General features: G+C 76.6%; 18 protein-coding genes. 6 read left to right on the top strand and 12 right to left on the bottom strand.

Annotation, left to right across the window (positions count from 1 at the left end):
• The 5 genes from hemC to BUE37_RS15685 form a co-directional block, all read right to left on the bottom strand.
• Window positions 1-939, bottom strand: coding sequence for a hydroxymethylbilane synthase (gene hemC, locus BUE37_RS15705; RefSeq protein WP_073421265.1), 939 nt, complete (start codon window positions 937-939; stop codon window positions 1-3).
• Window positions 936-2,297: a glutamyl-tRNA reductase gene (locus BUE37_RS15700; protein WP_073421264.1), complete on the bottom strand. Its 1,362-nt coding sequence runs from the start codon at window positions 2,295-2,297 to the stop codon at window positions 936-938. The genes hemC and BUE37_RS15700 overlap by 4 nt, the downstream gene beginning before the upstream one ends.
• The gene (locus BUE37_RS15695; RefSeq protein WP_083628895.1) at window positions 2,294-2,977 is read right to left on the bottom strand and encodes a redox-sensing transcriptional repressor Rex; all 684 of its coding nucleotides are present in this window, start codon (window positions 2,975-2,977) and stop codon (window positions 2,294-2,296) included. Before BUE37_RS15695 ends, BUE37_RS15700 begins: the two co-directional genes overlap by 4 nt.
• A gap of 220 nt (window positions 2,978-3,197) precedes the next feature.
• Window positions 3,198-3,449 (bottom strand): glutaredoxin family protein, encoded by a 252-nt coding sequence (locus BUE37_RS15690; protein ID WP_073421262.1) that lies wholly within the window; start codon window positions 3,447-3,449, stop codon window positions 3,198-3,200.
• Entirely contained in the window at window positions 3,446-4,978 is a 1,533-nt protein-coding gene (locus BUE37_RS15685; RefSeq protein WP_073421261.1) for a class I adenylate-forming enzyme family protein, read from the bottom strand. Before BUE37_RS15685 ends, BUE37_RS15690 begins: the two co-directional genes overlap by 4 nt.
• 322 nt (window positions 4,979-5,300) lie before the next feature.
• Here BUE37_RS15685 and BUE37_RS15680 point away from each other — a divergent pair, with 322 nt between their 5' ends.
• The 3 genes from BUE37_RS15680 (at window position 5,301) to BUE37_RS15670 (ending at window position 8,265) form a co-directional block, all read left to right on the top strand.
• Window positions 5,301-5,966, top strand: coding sequence for a sigma-70 family RNA polymerase sigma factor (locus tag BUE37_RS15680; RefSeq protein ID WP_245794648.1), 666 nt, complete (start codon window positions 5,301-5,303; stop codon window positions 5,964-5,966).
• 118 nt (window positions 5,967-6,084) lie between these two features.
• Window positions 6,085-7,236 carry a DUF5667 domain-containing protein gene (locus tag BUE37_RS23945; protein ID WP_073421260.1) on the top strand — a complete coding sequence of 384 codons (1,152 nt, stop codon included), beginning with the start codon at window positions 6,085-6,087 and terminating at the stop codon, window positions 7,234-7,236.
• A gap of 120 nt (window positions 7,237-7,356) precedes the next feature.
• Window positions 7,357-8,265 (top strand): HAD family hydrolase, encoded by a 909-nt coding sequence (locus BUE37_RS15670; RefSeq protein WP_083628750.1) that lies wholly within the window; start codon window positions 7,357-7,359, stop codon window positions 8,263-8,265.
• 363 nt (window positions 8,266-8,628) lie between these two features.
• Here the strand turns inward: BUE37_RS15670 and BUE37_RS15665 are convergent, their stop codons facing one another.
• From BUE37_RS15665 to proC, 5 genes are all read right to left on the bottom strand, one after another.
• On the bottom strand, window positions 8,629-9,537 hold the full coding sequence (locus tag BUE37_RS15665; protein WP_073421259.1) for a lysophospholipid acyltransferase family protein: 909 nt from the start codon (window positions 9,535-9,537) through the stop codon (window positions 8,629-8,631).
• Window positions 9,530-10,660, bottom strand: coding sequence for an NAD-dependent epimerase/dehydratase family protein (locus BUE37_RS15660; protein WP_073421258.1), 1,131 nt, complete (start codon window positions 10,658-10,660; stop codon window positions 9,530-9,532). The genes BUE37_RS15665 and BUE37_RS15660 overlap by 8 nt, the downstream gene beginning before the upstream one ends.
• A gap of 10 nt (window positions 10,661-10,670) precedes the next feature.
• Window positions 10,671-10,769: a 30S ribosomal protein bS22 gene (locus BUE37_RS15655; RefSeq protein ID WP_012854759.1), complete on the bottom strand. Its 99-nt coding sequence runs from the start codon at window positions 10,767-10,769 to the stop codon at window positions 10,671-10,673.
• Window positions 10,770-11,087: 318 nt separating this feature from the next.
• Window positions 11,088-11,429 (bottom strand): helix-turn-helix domain-containing protein, encoded by a 342-nt coding sequence (locus tag BUE37_RS24535; protein WP_245794646.1) that lies wholly within the window; start codon window positions 11,427-11,429, stop codon window positions 11,088-11,090.
• Between the two features lie 252 nt (window positions 11,430-11,681).
• Window positions 11,682-12,500: a pyrroline-5-carboxylate reductase gene (gene proC, locus BUE37_RS15645; RefSeq protein WP_073421257.1), complete on the bottom strand. Its 819-nt coding sequence runs from the start codon at window positions 12,498-12,500 to the stop codon at window positions 11,682-11,684.
• Window positions 12,501-12,585: 85 nt separating this feature from the next.
• On the opposite strand from proC, the gene BUE37_RS15640 reads away from it, so the two are divergent.
• Window positions 12,586-13,152: a type 1 glutamine amidotransferase domain-containing protein gene (locus tag BUE37_RS15640; RefSeq protein WP_073421256.1), complete on the top strand. Its 567-nt coding sequence runs from the start codon at window positions 12,586-12,588 to the stop codon at window positions 13,150-13,152.
• Window positions 13,153-13,176: 24 nt separating this feature from the next.
• On the opposite strand, the gene BUE37_RS15635 is transcribed toward BUE37_RS15640, so the two are convergent.
• Both BUE37_RS15635 and BUE37_RS15630 read right to left on the bottom strand, forming a co-directional pair.
• A complete protein-coding gene (locus tag BUE37_RS15635; protein WP_073421919.1) occupies window positions 13,177-13,971 on the bottom strand; it encodes a chromosomal replication initiator protein DnaA in 795 nt (264 codons plus the stop codon).
• The gene (locus tag BUE37_RS15630; protein ID WP_073421255.1) at window positions 13,971-14,915 is read right to left on the bottom strand and encodes a Ppx/GppA family phosphatase; all 945 of its coding nucleotides are present in this window, start codon (window positions 14,913-14,915) and stop codon (window positions 13,971-13,973) included. Before BUE37_RS15630 ends, BUE37_RS15635 begins: the two co-directional genes overlap by 1 nt.
• 75 nt (window positions 14,916-14,990) lie before the next feature.
• On the opposite strand from BUE37_RS15630, the gene BUE37_RS15625 reads away from it, so the two are divergent.
• The gene (locus BUE37_RS15625; protein WP_073421254.1) at window positions 14,991-15,821 is read left to right on the top strand and encodes a DUF3109 family protein; all 831 of its coding nucleotides are present in this window, start codon (window positions 14,991-14,993) and stop codon (window positions 15,819-15,821) included.
• 93 nt (window positions 15,822-15,914) lie between these two features.
• Window positions 15,915-18,131 carry a bifunctional MFS transporter/dTMP kinase gene (locus BUE37_RS15620; RefSeq protein ID WP_073421253.1) on the top strand — a complete coding sequence of 739 codons (2,217 nt, stop codon included), beginning with the start codon at window positions 15,915-15,917 and terminating at the stop codon, window positions 18,129-18,131.
• The last annotated feature ends 4 nt before the right edge of the window (window positions 18,132-18,135 follow it).

Here is an 18,135-nt window from a genome sequence, read left to right as displayed (position 1 = left end):
TCACCGGGAGGCCGCCATGAGCGCGGCGGCGCCGCGGTCGAGCAGGTCGGCGGCGAGCTCGCGGCCGAGCCGCTCCGCGTCGCCGACCGGGCCGGTGAGCGAGCCGCGGACGCCGTCGCTGCCGTCGATCGCGGTCACCGACGCGCGCAGGTACAGCTCCGGGCCGTCGTCGCCCTCGGCGAGCTCCGCGTAGGCGGCGACGGGGGCGCTGCACCCGGCCTCCAGCGCGGCGAGCGTGGTCCGCTCGGCGAGCACGGCGGCGCGGGTGTCGGGGTCGTCGAGCGCGGCGAGCAGCGCGCGCGTGCGCTCGTCGTCGGCCCGGCACTCGACGGCGAGCGCGCCCTGCGCGGGCGCGGGCAGCACCTGCAGCGGGTCGAGGGTCTCGGTGACCACCTCGAGCCGGCCGAGGCGGGCGAGCCCCGCGCGGGCGAGGACGACGGCGTCGAGGTCGCCGGGGACGACGCGGGCCATGCGGGTGTCGACGTTGCCGCGGATCGGCACGATCTCCAGTCCCAGGCCCAGCGCCCGCAGCTGCGCGACGCGCCGCGGGGCCCCGGTGCCGACGCGGGCGCCGGCCGGCAGCTCGCCGAGGGTGAGCCGGTCGCGGGCGACGAGGGCGTCGCGCGGGTCCTCCCGCGGCGGGACGGCGGCCAGCACCAGGCCGGGCTCGGGTGCGGTGGGCAGGTCCTTGTAGCTGTGCACGGCGACGTCGACGGTGCCCTCGAGCAGCGCCTGGCGGATCGCGGTGACGAAGACGCCGGTGCCACCGAGCTGCGCGATCGCCGCGGAGTTGCGGTCGCCCTCGGTGCTGATGTGCACGAGCTCGACCGGCACGCCGGCGGCCGCGCTGAGCGCGTCGGCGACGGTCTGGGACTGGGTGCGGGCCAGCTGGCTGGCGCGGGTGCCCAGCCGCAGGGTCGCGGTGGTCTGCGGGCTCACGCGGCACCGCCGGGGCGCAGGTCGTCGGGGTCGACGGCGACCGCCTGGGCCAGCCGCGGGCCGTCGGCGGGGACCTCGGCGTCGAGGCCCAGGCCGAACAGTGCGCGCAGGGCGTCGGCGTAGTCGACGCCGCCGGGCGTGCTGGCCAGTTCCTTCACCCGCACGGTCGGCTCGTGCAGCAGCTTGTCGACGACGCGGCGCACGGTGCGGGCGATCTCGCCGCGGGCGCGGGCGTCGAGGTCGGGCAGCCGGGTGGACAGGCGCAGCAGCTCGGCGTCGACCACCTCGGCGGCCTGGCTGCGCAGCGCGGAGACGGTGGGCGCCACGGCGGCGGCCTGCCGCTCGGCGCGCAGCAGCGCGGTCTCGGCCTCGATGAGGGCGTGCGCGGCGGAGACGTCGTCGGCGGCGACCGGGCCGGCGCCGTCCTCGCCGGCGGCCGAGCGCTCGCCCTGCAGCAGGGCCAGGTCGACGACGTGCACGCCGGGCAGCGCGGCCACGCCGGGGTCGACGTCGCGGGGCAGGGCCAGGTCGACGACGGCCAGCGGGCACCCGCCGCGGTCGGCCATGGCGGCGGCGACGACGTCGGTGCCCACGACCAGGCCGGTGGCGCCGGTGCAGGTGACCACGACGTCGGCGTCGGCGATCGCCGCGCGCAGGTCGGCGAGCTCGGCGGTGCCGCCGTCGACGGCGGCGGCCAGCCGCGCGGCCGACTCCGGGGAGCGGCTGGCGACGGTGACCAGGGCACCGCGACGCGACAGCGTGGTGGCGGCCAGCGCGCCCATCGAGCCGGCGCCGACGACCAGCGTGCGGCGGCCGGCCAGCGGGCCGACGCGGTCCTCGGCGTGGTCGAGGGAGACGGTGACGAGGTTGGCGCCGGCGCGGTCGATGCCGGTCTCGGAGTGCACGCGCTTGCCGACGCGCAGGGCGTGCTGGGCGACCGGGTGCAGCGACCGGCCGACCGTGCCCTCCTCCTGGGCGAGGGCGTAGGCGGCGCGCAGCTGGCCGAGCACCTGGGTCTCGCCGACGACCATCGAGTCGAGCCCGGCGGCCACGGTGAACAGGTGCGCGACGGCCTGGTCCTCGTAGTGGACGGTCACGTACGGGGTGAGCTCCTCGACGCCGGCGCCGGACTGGCGGGCCAGCACGCGGCTGACCTCGGCGACGCCGCCGTGGAAGCGGTCGACCTCGGCGAAGACCTCGATGCGGTTGCAGGTGGCGAGGACCAGCGCCTCGCTGACGTGGTCGCTCTCGACGAGCTCGTGCAGCGCCTTGACCTTGTCGTCGGTGGTCATGGCGAACTGCTCGAGCAGCGCCACCGGCGCCGTCTGGTGGCTGATGCCGACCGACAGCAGGCTCATGCCATCCCCCCGGCGGGCGCGAGGGCGTCCAGCCGGACGCCGGGGACGGCGCCGCGCTGCTTGTCGAGGAACGCGAGGACCTGCAGCTCGACGGAGAGGTCGACCTGGCGGACGTCGACCCCCGCGGGCGCGCTCAGGGTCACCGGCGCGAAGTTCAAGATGCTCCTCACCCCGGCCGCGGCCAGCCGGTCGCAGACCGGCTGGGCCACCTCGGCCGGTGTCGCGATGACCCCGATCGTCGCCCCGGTGGCGGCCACGACGTCCTCGAGCTCGGCCACCGGGCGCACCGGGAGGCCGCCGATCTGCTGCCCCACCCGGGCGGGCGAGGCGTCGAAGAGCCCGACGAACTCGAAGCCGCGGCTGCCGAAGCCGCCGTAGCCGGCGAGCGCCGCGCCGAGGTTGCCGATGCCGACGAGCACGCAGGCGTGGGCGGTCTCCATGCCGAGCACGCCGGCGATGCGGTCACGCAGGGTGGACACCTCGTAGCCGACGCCGCGGGTGCCGCAGGGACCGAGGTGGGAGAGGTCCTTGCGCAGCCCGGCCGGGTTCACGCCGGCCGCGGAGGCCAGCTCACCGGAGGAGACGGTGCGCCGACCGCCGTCGGCCAGGCCGGTGAGCACCCGCAGGTACACGGCCAGCCGGGCGACGGTGGCCTCCGGGATCCGGGGCCGCGACTGCATCACGGGCCTACTCCACAGCGGTCGCGCCCGGGCGACGGCGGGAGCCGAGGGGGGCGGACGACATCGGGGATCCGGGCGGTCGGCCGCCCGGCGTCTGCCACGGTAACCGCTTGTGAACGCAGGAACAAAGTCGCGCGGGGGCACTCGGGCCCCGGGCCTGCGCGGATGCCGCGACCTGTGTCCGACACCATACCCGCGCGGATGACGGGGAGCCCTGGGGTCAGCCGGTCCCGAGGTCGCGGCGCAGGCGCGCGACGTCGACGGTGAAGTAGGAGTGCTCGCGGCCGTCGAGCAGCACCACCGGCACCCGGTCGCCGTACTCGGCCTGCAGGTCGGGGTCGGCGTCGACGTCGACCTCCCGGCTGGTCACCCCGGCCTCCGCGGCGAGGCGCGCGAGCGTCTCGGCCGCGGTGACGCACAGGTGGCACCCGGCGCGGGTGAGCAGCGTCAGCCGGGCCTCGGGACCGGTCACGGGGCCACCTCCCCGGTCGCCGGCTCGCCGGTCTCCAGGCCGAGCTCGCGCAGCCGGGCGCGGCTGACCTTGCCGGTGAGCGAGTGCGGCAGCGCCGGGCGGAACACCACCGTCGTCGGCACCTTGTAGCGGGCCAGCGACGCGGCGGCGTGCGCCCGCAGCGCGGCCGCGTCCACCTCCGCGCCGGGGACGGTCACCACCACGGCGACGACGGCGGCGCCCGTGCGCGCGTCGGGCACGCCGATGACCGCGCTCTCGGCGACGGCGGGGTGCGCGTCGAGCACCCGCTCCACCTCGGCCGGGTAGACGTTGAAGCCGCTGACCAGCACGAGGTCGCTGCGCCGGTCGACCAGGCGCAGGTCGCCGTCGGCGTCGCGGTGGGCGAGGTCCCCGGTGGCCAGCCAGCCCGCGGCGTCCGGCCCGTCGGCGCCGTCGGGCCAGAAGCCGGCGAAGAGGTTGGGGCCGCGCACCCACAGCTCCCCCGGGCCCTCACCGGCGTCCGGGTCGCCGCCGTCCGGGTCGCCGCCCGCCTCGCGCAGCGCGACCTCCACGCCGGGCAGCGGTCCGCCGATGCAGGCGGGCTTGGCCCGGCCGGTGGCCAGGGTGCTCGCCACCACCGGGCAGGCCTCGGTGAGGCCGTAGCCCTCCCACACGCGCACGCCGGCGCGGTCGCGCATCGCCGTCCAGGTCTCCTCGGGCAGCGGCGCGGCGCCGGAGGAGGCCATCCGCACCGAGGCGAGGGCCGCGCGCAGCCGGGTGTCGCCGCCCTCGGCGTCGGCCACCGCGAGCCAGGCCTGGTACATCGGCGGCACGCCGGGGACGGCCGTGACCCGCTCCCGCTCGACCACCCCGAGCGCCGCCCGCGGGTCGAAGGCCGGCAGCAGCACCGCGCAGGCGCCGGTGGCCGCGACCAGGCCGAAGCCGGCGTTGAGGCCGTAGACGTGGAACAGCGGCAGGACCAGCAGCACGCGGTCGTCGGACCGCACCGGCGGCGGGTCGAGGGCCAGACACTGCTCCTGGTTGGCCCGCAGCGCCGCCGCCGTGAGCATCGCGCCGCGCGGGCGGCCGGTCGTGCCGCTGGTGTAGGCGAGGAAGGACAGCGCGGCGGGGTCGTCGTCGTCGGCGGGCGGGTCGCCGTCGGCGTCGGGCGGGCCGGCCAGCACCGGCACCCCGGCCACGGGCTCCCGCTCCCCCGCGGCCACGAGCAGCGACGCCCCGGAGTCGGTCAGCACGTGCGCGACCTCGGCGTCGGTGTAGGCGGTGTTCACCGGGACGACGACCAGCCCGGCGCGCAGCGCCCCGAGGACCGCGCGTAGCCAGGCGACGCCGTTGGGCAGCTGCACGGCCATCCGGTCGCCGCGGCGCAGCCCCCGCGCGGCCAGGGCGGCGGCGCTGCGGTCGACCAGCGCGTCGAGCTCGCCCCAGCTCAGCCGGGTGTCGCCGTCGACGACGGCGGGCGCGTCCGGGCGGCGGCGGGCGGCGTCCCGCACGAGCGCGGCGAGGCCCGTGGGCGCGGCGGGCGGGGTCACGCGCACCTCCTCCGGGCGGAGCGGTCCCCCGGGGGAGGTACCGCGGAGTACCGGCCGACCGCCCGGCGTGGACGGTTCGCAGTCATGTTGTCACCATGGGGCAGGACCCGCAGCAGCGCGGGACCCCGCCGAGCTGGGGAGGCCCCCGTCGGGCGAGCCGTCCGGGCTCGGCGGGCCGACGAGGAGGTCGACGTCCCGCATGCCGCAGTCGCGCCCGGTGGACGAGCGGTCGTCCGCCGTCCCGACCGGGCGGCGGCCCAGCCCGCGTCCGCGCCCGACGCCGCACCCGCGTGCCAGCGCGGAAGGTGCCCCGCCGGCGGACGTGGCCCCCGTCGAGCCTCCCGCGACCGAGCCTCCCGGGATCGGGCCGGCGCAGGACGTCGAGGACGACGGCGCGCTGGCCGAGGAGCTCGCCGCCCTCGGGGAGACGCTGCCCGGCGACCGGGTCGACGTCTGGGGGCTGGTGCACCGCGCCCAGGACGGCGACGCGGAGGCGTTCGGGCAGCTCTACGACCACTACGTGACGCTGGTGTACCGCTACGTGCTGCACCGCGTGGGCGACCGGGCGCAGGCCGAGGACTTCACCAGCGAGACCTTCGTGCGGGCGCTGCGGCGGATCGACTCGCTGTCGTTCCAGGGCCGCGACGTCGGCGCGTGGCTCGTGACCATCGCCCGCAACATCATCCGCGACCACGTGAAGAGCAGCCGCTTCCGGCTGGAGGTCACGACGGCGGACATGCGCGACGCCGACCAGGCCACCGACGGGCCCGAGGACGCCGTCGTCGCCCGGCTGACCAACGAGCAGCTGCTGGCCTGCATCCGGCAGCTGGGCAGCGAGCAGCAGGAGTGCATCTCCCTGCGGTTCCTGCAGGGGCTCTCGGTGTCGGAGACCGCCGCGGTCATGGGGAAGAAGGACGGCGCGATCAAGGCGCTGCAGCACCGGGCGGTGCGCCGGCTGGCGAGCCTGTTGCCGGAGGGGCTGCGGTGACCGCCGGGACCCCGGGCGGGGGACCCGCCGTTGTTACCGGCCGGTACGCCGTAACGGCCCCCGACCTGCGTCGTTGCTCCGGTCGATCCCGTCCCGACCGACCGACCGGAGGCCTCAGGTGAGCGCCGAGCACGACGCCGCGGGCAGGCCGCGCCGCGCGTCCGTGCAGGAGCGCGAGCTCGCCGTCGAGGAGCGGCTGCGGGCCCTGGCCACCGACCTCGACGACGGCCCGGCGCCCGACTTCCGCGCCGCCACCCGCGCCCGGCTGGTCGCGATGGCCGCCGTCCGCACCCCGGAGCCCGCGCCCCGCCGCGGCCTGGCCCGGCTCGCGCCGTCCCGGCGGCGGTCGAACCCGTGGCGCGCCCGGCTGGCGGCCACGGTCGCGGGCGTCGCGATGGCGGTCACCGCGCTCGGCACGCTGGTGGCGCTGTCGAGCGACGCGCGGCCCGGCGACGTCCTCTACGGCCTCAAGCGCGGCACCGAGCAGACGCAGCTCGCGCTGGCCGGCGACGAGCGGGGGCTGACCCTGCTCGAGTTCGCCACCACCCGGCTGCAGGAGCTCGACGCGCTGGTCGAGGCCACCGGAGGCGCGCCGCCGGCCGACCTGGTCCGCGACACCCTCGCGACGATGGACGCGCAGACCACCGAGGGCGCAGCGCTCGTGCTCACCACCGCCGTCGAGGCCGCGGACGCCGCGCCGCTGACCGTGCTCGGCGGCTGGGCGCAGCAGCAGGGCACCGGGCTGTCGGACATCCGCGCCGCGCTGCCTGCCGAGGCCGGCACGTCGATCGCGCTCGTCGAGCAGGTCGGCTCCCGCGCCGCCGCCCTGCAGACGGCGCTGACCTGCCCGTCCGGTCCGGCCACCGCCGGCCGCGACGCGCTCGGCCCGCTGCCGGGCGAGTGCGGTGCCGCGCCGGCCGCCCCTCCGGCGCCGGCTCCGCCCACCGCCCCCGCGCCGGGGACCGCCACCCCCTCCGCCGAGCCGCCGGCCGGCCAGACCCCGGCGGTCCCCCCGGCGGTCCCGGCGCCCTCCTCCCCCACGGGCGGCGCACCCGCCCCGGCGCCGGCGCCCGCCCCGCCGGGTGGCGCGCAGCAGACGCCGTCGGCGCCGACCGGCGGCAGCGGACCGCAGACGCCGGCCCCGACCCCGGGGCTGCCGCTGCCCCCGCTGCCGGTCCCGGGCGGCACCGGGCCGACGACGTCGTCGCCGTCCCCGGGCCCGCTGGTCGACCTCCCGCTGCCGATCTGCGTCTGGCCGCTGGTCTGCTGACGCCCGGCCGCCGCACCTGCTGCCGCACCTGCTGCCGCGACGGGTGGCCCGGCGGCGGCCGATAGGGTCGGGCGCGGGGGACCGCCGCGAGGCGGGGCCGCAGAGCCAGGGAGGGAGCCCGTGCCGGGACTGCCGTTCCGCGGCCGCCGCCGGTCCGACGCGGCGACGCCGTCGGAGGAGGAGATCCGCGCGCACGTCGCCGGTCTCGCGTCGGCCGCCGCCGCCGAGGTCGAGCCGGCCCCGGCCGTCGTCCACGACCGCACCGCGGCCGCGTTCTTCGACGTCGACAACACGATGATGATGGGCGCCTCGCTGTTCTGGTTCGCCCGCGGCCTGGCCTCCCGCAAGTACCTGACCTCGCGCGACATCGCCCGCTTCGCCTGGCAGCAGGCCAAGTTCCGCGTCGCCGGCAACGAGAGCGCCGGCGACATGCTGACGATCCGCGAGACCGCGCTGGCCTTCGTGGCCGGGCGCGAGGTGTCCGAGATCGTGGATGCGGGCGAGGAGATCTACGACGAGCTGATGGCCGACCGGATCTGGTCGGGCACCCGCAACCTCGCCCAGCAGCACCTCGACGCCGGGCAGCGGGTGTGGCTGGTGACCGCGACCCCGGTGGAGCTGGCGCGGATCATCGCCCACCGGCTCGGGCTGACCGGCGCGCTCGGCACCGTGTCCGAGGTGGTCGACGGGCGCTACACCGGCCGGCTGGTCGGCGAGCTCATGCACGGCGAGGCCAAGGCCGAGGCGGTGCGGGCGCTGGCCGAGCGCGAGGACCTCGACCTCTCGCGCTGCACCGCGTACAGCGACTCCGCCAACGACCTGCCCATGCTGTCGCTGACCGGCACCGCGGTGGCGGTGAACCCCGACACCGAGCTGCGCGCCGTCGCCCGGTCCCGCGGCTGGACGATCCGCGACTTCCGCACCGGCCGGAAGGCTGCCCGGATCGGCGTCCCGACGGTGGCCGCCGCGGCGCTCACCGGCGGCGTCGTCGGCGGGGCGCTGGCCTTCCGCCGCCGCAAGACGGTCTGACCGATCCACCGAGAGTGCAGCCAGCGGGCTCTCCCGCCACCCCGCGACCCCGGCAGGCGCACACTCACGGCGCGCGCTGTGCACACACCGCGATCGAGCGCGGCCGGACACCACCGCACACCGCGCTGCGTGCCCATCCCGCCGCCGGCGATCGAGTGTGCGCCCGGCGGGGCCTCGGACCACCCCGTGACCCCGACAGGCGCACACTCGCCCCGCGTCTTGTGCACACACCGCGGGCGACCACCGATCGTGGCGCTCGGCCGGGCATCCCTCCACCCCACGCTCGCGACGTTCGTGCACACGACGCGCCAGGACGTGGGCCGCACCGCGCTGCGTGGACACCCGCCCGGACGCCCGGCGCGGTCAGCTGAAGACGGAGCTCCGCTGCAGGAGGAGCTGGTAGATCGACTGCTGGATGGTCTCGCGGACCTGGTCGGTCAGGTTGAACACCAGCATCGGGTCCTCGGCGGCCGCCGGGCCGTAGGACGCCGTCTCGATCGGCTCCCCGAAGGCGATCAGCCACTTGGACGGCAGCGGCACCAGGCCGAGCGGGCCGAGCGCCGGGAAGGTCGGCGTCACCGGGAAGTACGGCAGCCCGAGCAGGCGGGCCAGCGTCTTCGCGTTGCCGATCATCGGGTAGATCTCCTCGGCGCCGACGATGGCGCACGGGATGATCGGCTTGCCGGTGCGCAGGGCCGCCGTGACGAAACCCCCGCGGCCGAACCGCTGCAGGGTGTACCGGTCGCGGAACGGCTTGCCGACCCCCTTGAAGCCCTCGGGGAAGACGCCGACCAGCTCGCCGCCGCACAGCAGCCGCTCGGCGTCCTCACTGCAGGCCAGCGTGGCGCCGAACTTGCGGGCCAGGGAGCCGACGACCGGCAGGTCGAACACCAGGTCGGCGCCGAGCAGCCGGAAGCGCCGCTGCGCGGGGTGGTCGTCGTGCAGCGCCACGGTGGCCATGAGCGCGTCGACCGGGACCGTGCCGGAGTGGTTGGCCACCACGAGCGCGCCGCCGTCGGTGGGCACGTTCTCGACGCCGGAGGTCTCCACCCGGAACCAGCGGGAGAACAGCGGCCGCAGCAGCGGCAGCAGCACGTGGTCGGTGAGGTCGGGGTCGAAGCCGAACTCGTCGGTCTCGTAGTCGCCGGTCAGCCGACGGCGGAGGAACTCCAGCCCGCCGGCGACCTGCTCGTCCCAGCTCGGGTCCGACGGCGGCGGGACGTGCGGCTGCTCGTCGTCGGGACGCAGCCGGATGACACGGGCCTCAGGCATCGCGCACCGCCCGCAGTCCCGGGGGCGCCGGCGCCGGCCGCAGCCGCCCGTGCACGGTGGTGCCCACGGTCGAGGCCACGGAGGAGGCGACCGACCCGGCCCGGTGGACGAGGCCCTCCGCGCGGCCCGCGAGGTCGCCGACCAGGTCGGGCGGGACGACCGGCGGCACGGTGCGCGCGTAGTCGGCCAGGGCCTCGGACGTGGTGTAGCGGGGCGTGTAGCCGAACTCGGTGCGCAGCACCGTGGTGTCGACGACGCGGCCGAAGTTGAGGAAGCGCATCTGCTCGGGTGAGTAGTCGACGTAGCCGAAGCGGCGGGTGAGCCGGCCCAGTGACCCCAGCGCCGGCGAGGGCACGGGGAGCTGGAGCCGGCCGAGACGGCGGATGACCTGCGACAGCAGCAGCGTGCCCTCTCCCCCGACGTTCACGGTGCCGGCGAACTCGCCCGTGGTGGCGCGGGTGAGCACGCCGAGGGCGTCGTCCTCGTGCAGCAGCTGCACGCGGGCGTCGTAGCCGAGCGCCGTCGGCACCACCGGCATGCGCAGGAACCCGGTGAGCACCGAGTCGATCCGCGGGCCGATGAAGTTGGTGAACCGCAGGACCGCGACCCCGACGTCGGGACGGCGGCGCGAGAACGACCGCACGTAGCCCTCGATGTCGAGGCTGTCCTTGGCGAAACCGCCCGAGGGCACCCGGCGGGCCTGCATCCGCTCGGTGAAGACGGCCGGGTCGCGCGGCGAGGCGCCGTAGACGGCGCTGGTCGACTTGAGCACGAGCCGGCGGACCGACGGGGCGCGCTGGCAGGCGGCGAGGAGCTGCATCGTCCCGATGACGTTGAGCTCCTTCATCGGCCCCCGCCCGCCGGCACCGGCGGGCGTGGAGCTGATGTTCATGTGGACGACGGTGTCGACCCCCGCGGTGGCGATGACCTTGCCGATCAGCGGGTTGCGGATGTCGGCGCGCACGAACTCGGTGCGGCCGAGGCGGCGGAGCAGCTCCGCCGACGGGGGGACGGTGTCGACCCCGATGACCCGGTCGATGGCCGGGTCGCGAGCGAGCTCGGCCGCCAGCGCGCCACCGAGCCACCGGCTCACGCCGGTGACCAGGACGACCGCGGGCGGCACGAGCGTCAGCTCACTTCTTGTTGCGACGCTGCACGCGGGTCTTCTTCAGCAGCTTGCGGTGCTTCTTCTTCGCCATCCGCTTGCGGCGCTTCTTGATGACCGAACCCATGTCCTGCTCCCGACGTGTTGGCCGCGTGGCGTGCGCCGGTGGCCGCAGGGGCGGAACCGGACGCCACGCGAGTGTGGATCAGCTCGTGTGCGACGGTTCCGGCCGGGGCCGGGGTTGTCGCTCGGCGCCCGAGCCTACCCGGCGCCCCCGCGGCGACGCTGCCGCGGGAACCGGGCCGGACGGATCCCATCCCGAGGGGTGGGGACGCCGATCGACGGTCGATCGGTGGTGCTGCGTGGTGCTCAGGTGGTGCTCAGGTGGTGCTGCCGCGGCCGGGAGCCGCGGCGACCGGGACGGGCCCGGTCAGGCGGGCACCGATCAGGCGATGTCGGTGTAGGCGTCGCGCAGGTAGTCCTGGACGGCGCGCTCCGGGACGCGGAACGACCGGCCGACGCGGACGGCGGACAGCTCGCCGGCGTGGACGAGGCGGTACACGGTCATCTTGGAGACGCGCATCATGCTGGCGACCTCGGCGACGGTCAGGAAGGTGACCGCGGCGCGCGGCTGCGGGACGGCCGGGCGGCCGACCGGCATGGCGGCGGGGTGCTGCGGGCCCACGGGGCGGGCGACGGCGGCGGCCGGGATGGGGCGGGCCATCGGGCGCGGGCCGGGGACGGCCGGGCGGACGTAGGCGGCGTTGGTGCGCTGGGGCATGGTCATGATCAGCTCTCCGGACCTAGCACGAGTCGGGCGCCGGCTTCCCCACCGGCTACGGGACACGCACGTGCTGATACAGAGAGTAGGGGGGCCCGCGTGACTGATGCGATGGAAGAAACGAACACGGGGAACGGTCCGTCCCTGGCAGAACTACACCTATGCAACTCGCTTCACAGCCGTATCGGCGCGTCCACGAGTAGATGTGTCGACACGGTGACGCAGCGTCCACCCATCCGGGCCTGAGCCGGGGTACGGTCACCGGCTCCCGTCGGCGCGGCCCAGCTCCACCGAGCGCCGAGCGGCCGCCTCGATGGCCGCGATGAGCGCCGAGCGCACCGAGTGCCGCTCCAGCTCCCGGATGCCGGCGATCGTCGTCCCGCCCGGGCTGCTCACCGCGTCCCGCAGCTGGGCCGGGTGCTCGCCGGACTCGCGCAGCATCACCGCCGAGCCCAGCGCCGTCTGCACGACCAGCTCCGTCGTCAGCGCCCGCGGCAGGCCCAGCAGCACGCCGGCGTCGACCATCGCCTCGACGAGGTAGAAGAAGTAGGCCGGGCCGCTGCCCGACAGCGCCGTCACCGCGTCCTGCTGGTACTCCGGCACCCGCGCCACGCGGCCGACGGTCGACAGCAGCGCCTCGGCCTCGTCGAGCTCGGCCTCCCCGGCCGAGGCACCGGCCGACAGGACGCTCATCCCCTCGTCGACCAGCGCCGGGGTGTTGGGCATGACCCGCACCACGGGCACGCCGGCGGGCAGGGCCGCCTCGACGGTCGCCGTCGAGATGCCCGCGGCGATGCTCACCACCAGGTGGCCCGGGCCGACCGACGGCGCGAGCCGCTCCAGCAGCGCCGGCAGGTCCTGCGGCTTGACGGCCAGCAGCAGCACCCGCGAGCGCGCCGCCGCCTCCTCGAAGCCGACGACGTCGATGCCGTAGCGCGCCGCGAGCTCCGCGCCGCGCTCCGGGTGCCGCTCGCAGACGACGACGCCGTCCGCGCCCTGCCGCCTCACCAGCCCGGCCAGCAGCGCCTCGCCCATCTTGCCGCCGCCCAGGACCGCCAGGCCCCGCCGCTCGCCCATCCGCCCGCTCCCGCCTGTCGAGGTACCGGTCGGACCGTAGTGCGCCGGGGTGTGCCGCCCGGGAGCCCCGGGTAGCCGCGCCCGCATGGCAGGAGAACTGGACGGGATGAAGGTGGCCGTGCTCGCGACCGACGGCGTCGAGCAGGTCGAGCTCGAGCGGCCGTGGCAGGCGCTCGAGGAGGCGGGGGCCGAACCGGAGCTCGTGTCGCTCGACGGCGGCTCGATCACCATGTACCAGCACATCGACAAGGGCGACACCAAGAAGGTCGACACCACCGTCGCCTCGGCCGACCCCGAGGACTACGCCGCGCTGGTCCTGCCCGGCGGCGTCATCAACGGGGACTTCGTGCGGGCCGACGCCGACGCCGTGGCGTTCGTGAAGGCCTTCTTCGAGGCGGACAAGCCGGTGGCGGCCATCTGCCACGCGCCGTGGGTGCTCGCCGAGGCCGACGTCGTGCGCGGGCGGCGGATGACGTCGTGGCCCTCGCTGCAGACCGACCTGCGCAACGCCGGCGCCAAGTGGGTGGACGAGGAGGTCGTCGTCGACGGCAACCTGGTCACCAGCCGCAACCCCGACGACCTCGACGCGTTCTCCGCGGCCATCGTGGAGCAGTTTGCGCAGGCCGACGCCGGGGACGACGAGGACGAGTGAGCCCCGGCCGGGCCGCTCGCCCCGTCAGGAGGCGGCGGCGAGCAGCCCGGCGGCCGGGGCGATGGTGAGCAGCGTCCCGGCGAAGACGAGGACGGCGACCACCTTCGGCCCCACCGGCTCCCGGCCGGTGCGGCTGCGCCAGGCGCCGACGCCGGCGACCAGGGCGGTCACCGCGAGCGGGGCGAGCACCACGGCGACCTGGGGCAGCTGCTCCCAGACGACGGTGGACAGGAAGTAGATGCCGACGCCGGCGGCGAGGGCCAGCACCAGCTCGCCGGCGAAGCGCAGCCAGGCGAGCGCGCCCTCCTTGGCGCCGAGCGGCTCGTCGAGGACGTCGGTCTCGCCGGGCCGGGTCACCGGGATCGGGCCGGTGGCGGGTGCCGGGTCGGAGGCGCCGGGGACGCCGGGCTTGCGCGAGGGCCCGCCGAGACCGGGGATGGCGGCCGTCGTCGGGCCGTCGGGTCCGCGGCCGGCCTTCGCCGGGGCGCTGCGCCCGGTGTCCCGGTCGGCGTCACGGGCCGGGCGGACGGCCTCCCGCCTCCGGCCGGTGTCGCGGCCGGTGTCGGAGACCCGCCCGGTGTCCGACACCCGGCCGGTGTCGGAGACGCGGCCCGTGTCCGAGACCCGGCCCGTGTCGCTGGCCCGCCGGCCGGGGTTGGGGCGGCCGCCGTCGGTGTCGGGCTCGCGCTGGCGCTGCTTGACCGGGATGTCACCGGTGTCGCCGCGGCGGCGCCGGGCGCTGCGGGGTGCCTCGATGCCCGCCTCGCGCAGGATGTCGGCCAGCGGCCGGCCACCGGTCTCCGGACCGGGCTGTGACATCACGCGCCTCCCAGGGTGTCGAGCCGCCGGAGGATGACGCCCTCCCGCAGGGCCCACGGGCAGATCCGCACGGAGGGTAGATCCAGAGCCTGCATGGCGGCCTGCGCCACCACGGCACCGGCGGGCACCTGGTGCGCGCGGTCGGGCGACACGCCGCGCAGCTCGGCCAGCGCGCGGGACTCGATGCGGGAGACGAAGCCGATCAGCTGGCCCAGCCCGTCGGCGCTGAGCTCCCGCGGCACCCGCAGCCCCGCCGAGTAGGGCGCCGCGCCGGTGAGCCGGGCGAGCGTGCGGAACGTCTTGCTCGTCGCGGCCACCAGGTCCGGCGGCCCGGCCGCGCGCAGCTTCTTCGCCGCCGGCCGCAGCACGTCGGAGGCGTGCTCGCGCAGCGCGTTGAGGGCGGCGAGGTCGGGACGGCCGCCGGTCGCGGCCTCGGGCAGGAAGCGGCGGGTCATCCGGCCGGCACCCAGCGGCACCGACAGCGCCACGTCGGGGTCCTCGTCGGTGCCCGTCGCCAGTTCCAGCGAGCCGCCGCCGATGTCGAGGACCAGCAGCCGCCCGGCGCTCCACCCGTACCAGCGGCGGACGGCGAGGAAGGTCAGCCGCGCCTCCTCCTCCCCACTGGTCACCTGCAGGTCGACGCCGGTGCGCGAGCGGACCCGGTCCAGCACCTCCATGCCGTTGCGCGCCTCGCGGATGGCGGAGGTGACCAGCGCGAGGACCTCGTCGCACTTCTCCTTCTCCGCCTGGTCGCAGGCCTTCTGCACGGCCTTGACCAGCGCCTTCTCGCCCTCCTTGGACAGCACGTCGTCGGCGCCGACGTGCTCGGAGAGGCGCAGCAGCCAGCGGTCGTCGTGCTGCGCGGTGGGCTCCGCGCCGCGGTGGGCGTCGACCACCAGCAGGTGCACGGTGTTCGAGCCGACGTCCAGCACCCCGAGCCGCATGGGCACCAGTCTGCCGGGCGGGCCCCCCGCGGGCCCGCGGCGGGCCGACCGCGGGAGCCGACCTAGCCTGATCGGGTGCAGGACGTGCCGCCCGAGGTCGACCCCGACTTCGCCCGCGAGTGGGTGGAGTTCCCCGACCCGGCCGACCCGCGGCACCGCGTCCGCGCCGACCTGACCTGGCTGTCCTCGGCCTGGACCTGCGTCTTCGGCCGCGGTTGCGCCGGCGTCGTCCCCGGCCGGGCCGACGACGGCTGCTGCAGTCACGGCGCCTTCTTCAGCGACGAGGACGACCTCGCCCGGGTGACCGCCGCCGTCGCCGACCTCACCGACGACGACTGGCAGCTCGCCCCCGTCGGCCGCGGAGCGTGGACCGAGGAGGACGACGCCGACGACGGCGCCGCCGACGAGGCCCCCGGGGAGGGCGGCGTCCGTTCCCTGCGCACCCGCCTGGTCGACGGCGCCTGCGTCTTCCTCAACCGGCCCGGCTTCGCCGGCGGCACCGGCTGCGCGCTGCACCGCATGGCCCTGCGCGAGGACCTGCACCCGCTGCTCACCAAGCCCGACGTCTGCTGGCAGCTGCCGGTGCGCCGCGAGCAGGAGGAGGTCGAGCGGGGCGACGGCAGCACCGTCCTGGTGAGCACCATCGGCGAGTTCGACCGCCGGGGCTGGGGCCCGGGCGGCGCCGACCTGCACTGGTGGTGCACCGGCTCCCCCGCCGCGCACGTCTCCCCCGAGCCGCTGGTCCTCACCTACGCCGCCGAGCTGACCGCGCTGGTCGGCCCCGACGCCTACGCCGAGCTGCGCCGGCTCACCGAGGCGCGGCTGGACCAGGGGCTCGTCGCGCCGCACCCAGCCAGCCCCGCGCCGGTGCCGCTGACGCTCCTCCCCCGGCGGCCGGGAGCCTGAGACCGCTCGCCCGTCCGGGTGCGGCGGGGCCTGACGATCACGGTCCGCCACTACCCTGCGGAGGACGACCGCGACGACCGGACGGCGAGGACTGTGAGCGACGGACATGCGGCGAGCCCGGGCACGCACGGGCCCGGGTCGTCGGCGACCGGTCGGGGCACCGACAACGCGCTGGTCGCGCTGCTGCGGATCCCGGTCTTCCGGCGCATGTGGGCGGCGATCGCCGTCTCCAGCCTCGGCGACTGGCTGGGCCTGCTCGCCACCACCGCGATGGCCCAGCAGCTCACCCGCGACGAGTCGACGGCGGTGCAGGGCGTCGCCATCTCCGGCGTCATCCTCGTCCGGCTGCTGCCCGACCTGCTCCTCGGCCCGATCGCCGGTGCCCTGGCCGACCGGCTCGACCGCCGCACCACCGTCATCGTCGGCGACCTGCTCGCCTGCGGCCTGTACCTCTCCATCGCGCTGAGCTACGAGCTGACCTGGCTGTACGTCGCGCAGTTCCTGGTCGAGGCCGTCGGCCTGTTCACCAACCCGGCCAAGCAGGCCAACTGGGTGGCCATCGTCCCGCGCGAGCGGCTGGCGACCGCGAACCAGGTGTCGCTGTTCAGCGTGTACGGGTCGGTGCCCGTCGCCGCGCTGCTGTTCGCCCTGCTGTCCACCGTCTCGCGGGTGTTCCCGGGCGGGGAGGCCGGCGACACCCGGACGGCGATCGTCGTCGCGCTGGTGTTCAACTCGCTGACCTTCGCGCTGTCGGCGGGCATCGTGCTGCTGTCGCGGGCGCTGATACCGGCCACGCAGGTCGACCGCGAGGCACCGGCGAACGTCTTCTCCCTCGTCGTCGAGGGCGTGTCCTTCCTGCGCGGGCAGCCGCTCATGCGTGCGCTCTACGTCGGCGTCATCGGGGCCTTCGGCGCGGGCGGGCTGACGGTCGGCGTCGCCCAGCTCTACGTCGTCACCCTCGACGCCGGTGCCGCGGGCTACGGCATCCTCTTCGGCGTCGTCTTCACGGGCCTGGCGATGGGCATGCTGGTCGGCCCGCGGATCCTGCCGACCATCCCCCGGCGCACCCTGTTCGCCCGCTCCATCGGCCTGGCCGGCCTGGCGCTGCTCGCGATGTCGCTGCTGCAGGAGTTCGTGCTGGCCGCGGCCGCGGCGTTCCTCGTCGGCCTCTTCGCCGGCGTCTCCTGGATCATCGGCTACACCCTGATCGGCTTCGAGGTCGAGGACCGGCTGCGCGGGCGGGTGTTCGCCTTCGTCTTCTCCTCGGTGCGCATCGAGCTGCTGCTCGCCGTCGCCGTCGGCCCCGGCCTCGCCGGGCTGCTCGGCTCGCACGAGCTGAACGTCGGCGAGCTGCGGTTCACCGTCAGCGGCCCGGGCCTGACGCTGCTGGTCGGCGCGCTGCTCGCGCTCGGGGTCAGCGCCTACGCCGTCCGGCAGGTGGCGCCGCGCGGGCGCCCCGGCACGCGGGCCCGCGACGTGTTCCGGCTGCTGTGGGGCAGCTCGGACCTGCTGTCGGCGTCCTCCAGCGGGGTGGGCCTGTTCGTCGTCGTCGAGGGCGCCGACCGCGACCTCACCCGCCGCTACACCGCCGACCTCGCCCGCGTGCTGCGCGCGGACGACCGCCCGGTGGTCACCACGCACGAGCCCAGCGACACCGCGCTCGGCCGCCAGGTGCGCGGGCTGCTGTTCCCGCCGGCCTCGCCGCCCGCCGACGGCCGCACGGCGACGGACGGCCGCACGGTCACCGACGACGAGGGCCGCCCGGTGGCGGCCTACACCGCGGCGCTGCTGGCCGCCGCCGACCGCGCCGAGCACGTGGCCACGGTCATCCGCCCGGCGCTGCAGCGGCGCGAGATCGTGGTGTGCAACCACTACGTGGACACCTCGATGGCCTTCCACGGGGCCGGCCAGGGCCTCGACGCCGACCGCATCCTGCGCACGTCGCTGTGGGCCACCCGCGGCCTGCTGCCCGACCTGACCGTGCTCGTCGACTCGCCGGTCACCGCCGGGCCCGACGGTGCCGACGCCGACGCCGTGCGCGCGGGGTTCCTCGCCCGGGCCGACGCCGCGCCCGACCGCTACGTCGTCGTCCCCGGCGAGCTGCTCGACGCCGACGCGCCGCACGACGGCGACGGGCTGGTGTCGGCCGCGGTGCGGCGCCGCCTGGGCACGCTGCTGGCCCAGCGCTACCCCGAGAGCGGTACCCCGGCCCCCGCGGACGCCTCCGACGGCGCGAGCGGCCCGGCCGACGCGCCGGTCGGCGCGGGCCGGACCGGTACCGGGACCGTGCCCGGAGGCTCCGTACGCTGACCGC

Source organism: Geodermatophilus nigrescens (genome assembly GCF_900129495.1).
Lineage (GTDB): Bacteria > Actinomycetota > Actinomycetes > Mycobacteriales > Geodermatophilaceae > Geodermatophilus > Geodermatophilus nigrescens.
The sequence above is the reverse complement of the archived record's forward strand: the minus strand, read 5'-3'. Positions and strand labels throughout refer to the sequence as shown.

Coding starts and splice junctions, on each gene's coding strand:
- BUE37_RS24535 (WP_245794646.1), bottom strand. CDS start 11,429: ATGACCATGCCCCAGCGCACCAACGCCGCCTACGTCCGCCCGGCCGTC.
- BUE37_RS15655 (WP_012854759.1), bottom strand. CDS start 10,769: ATGGGTTCGGTCATCAAGAAGCGCCGCAAGCGGATGGCGAAGAAGAAG.
- BUE37_RS15630 (WP_073421255.1), bottom strand. CDS start 14,915: ATGCGGCTCGGGGTGCTGGACGTCGGCTCGAACACCGTGCACCTGCTG.
- BUE37_RS15635 (WP_073421919.1), bottom strand. CDS start 13,971: ATGTCACAGCCCGGTCCGGAGACCGGTGGCCGGCCGCTGGCCGACATC.
- BUE37_RS15700 (WP_073421264.1), bottom strand. CDS start 2,297: ATGAGCCTGCTGTCGGTCGGCATCAGCCACCAGACGGCGCCGGTGGCG.
- BUE37_RS15695 (WP_083628895.1), bottom strand. CDS start 2,977: ATGCAGTCGCGGCCCCGGATCCCGGAGGCCACCGTCGCCCGGCTGGCC.
- proC (WP_073421257.1), bottom strand. CDS start 12,500: ATGGGCGAGCGGCGGGGCCTGGCGGTCCTGGGCGGCGGCAAGATGGGC.
- BUE37_RS15665 (WP_073421259.1), bottom strand. CDS start 9,537: ATGCCTGAGGCCCGTGTCATCCGGCTGCGTCCCGACGACGAGCAGCCG.
- BUE37_RS15640 (WP_073421256.1), top strand. CDS start 12,586: ATGGCAGGAGAACTGGACGGGATGAAGGTGGCCGTGCTCGCGACCGAC.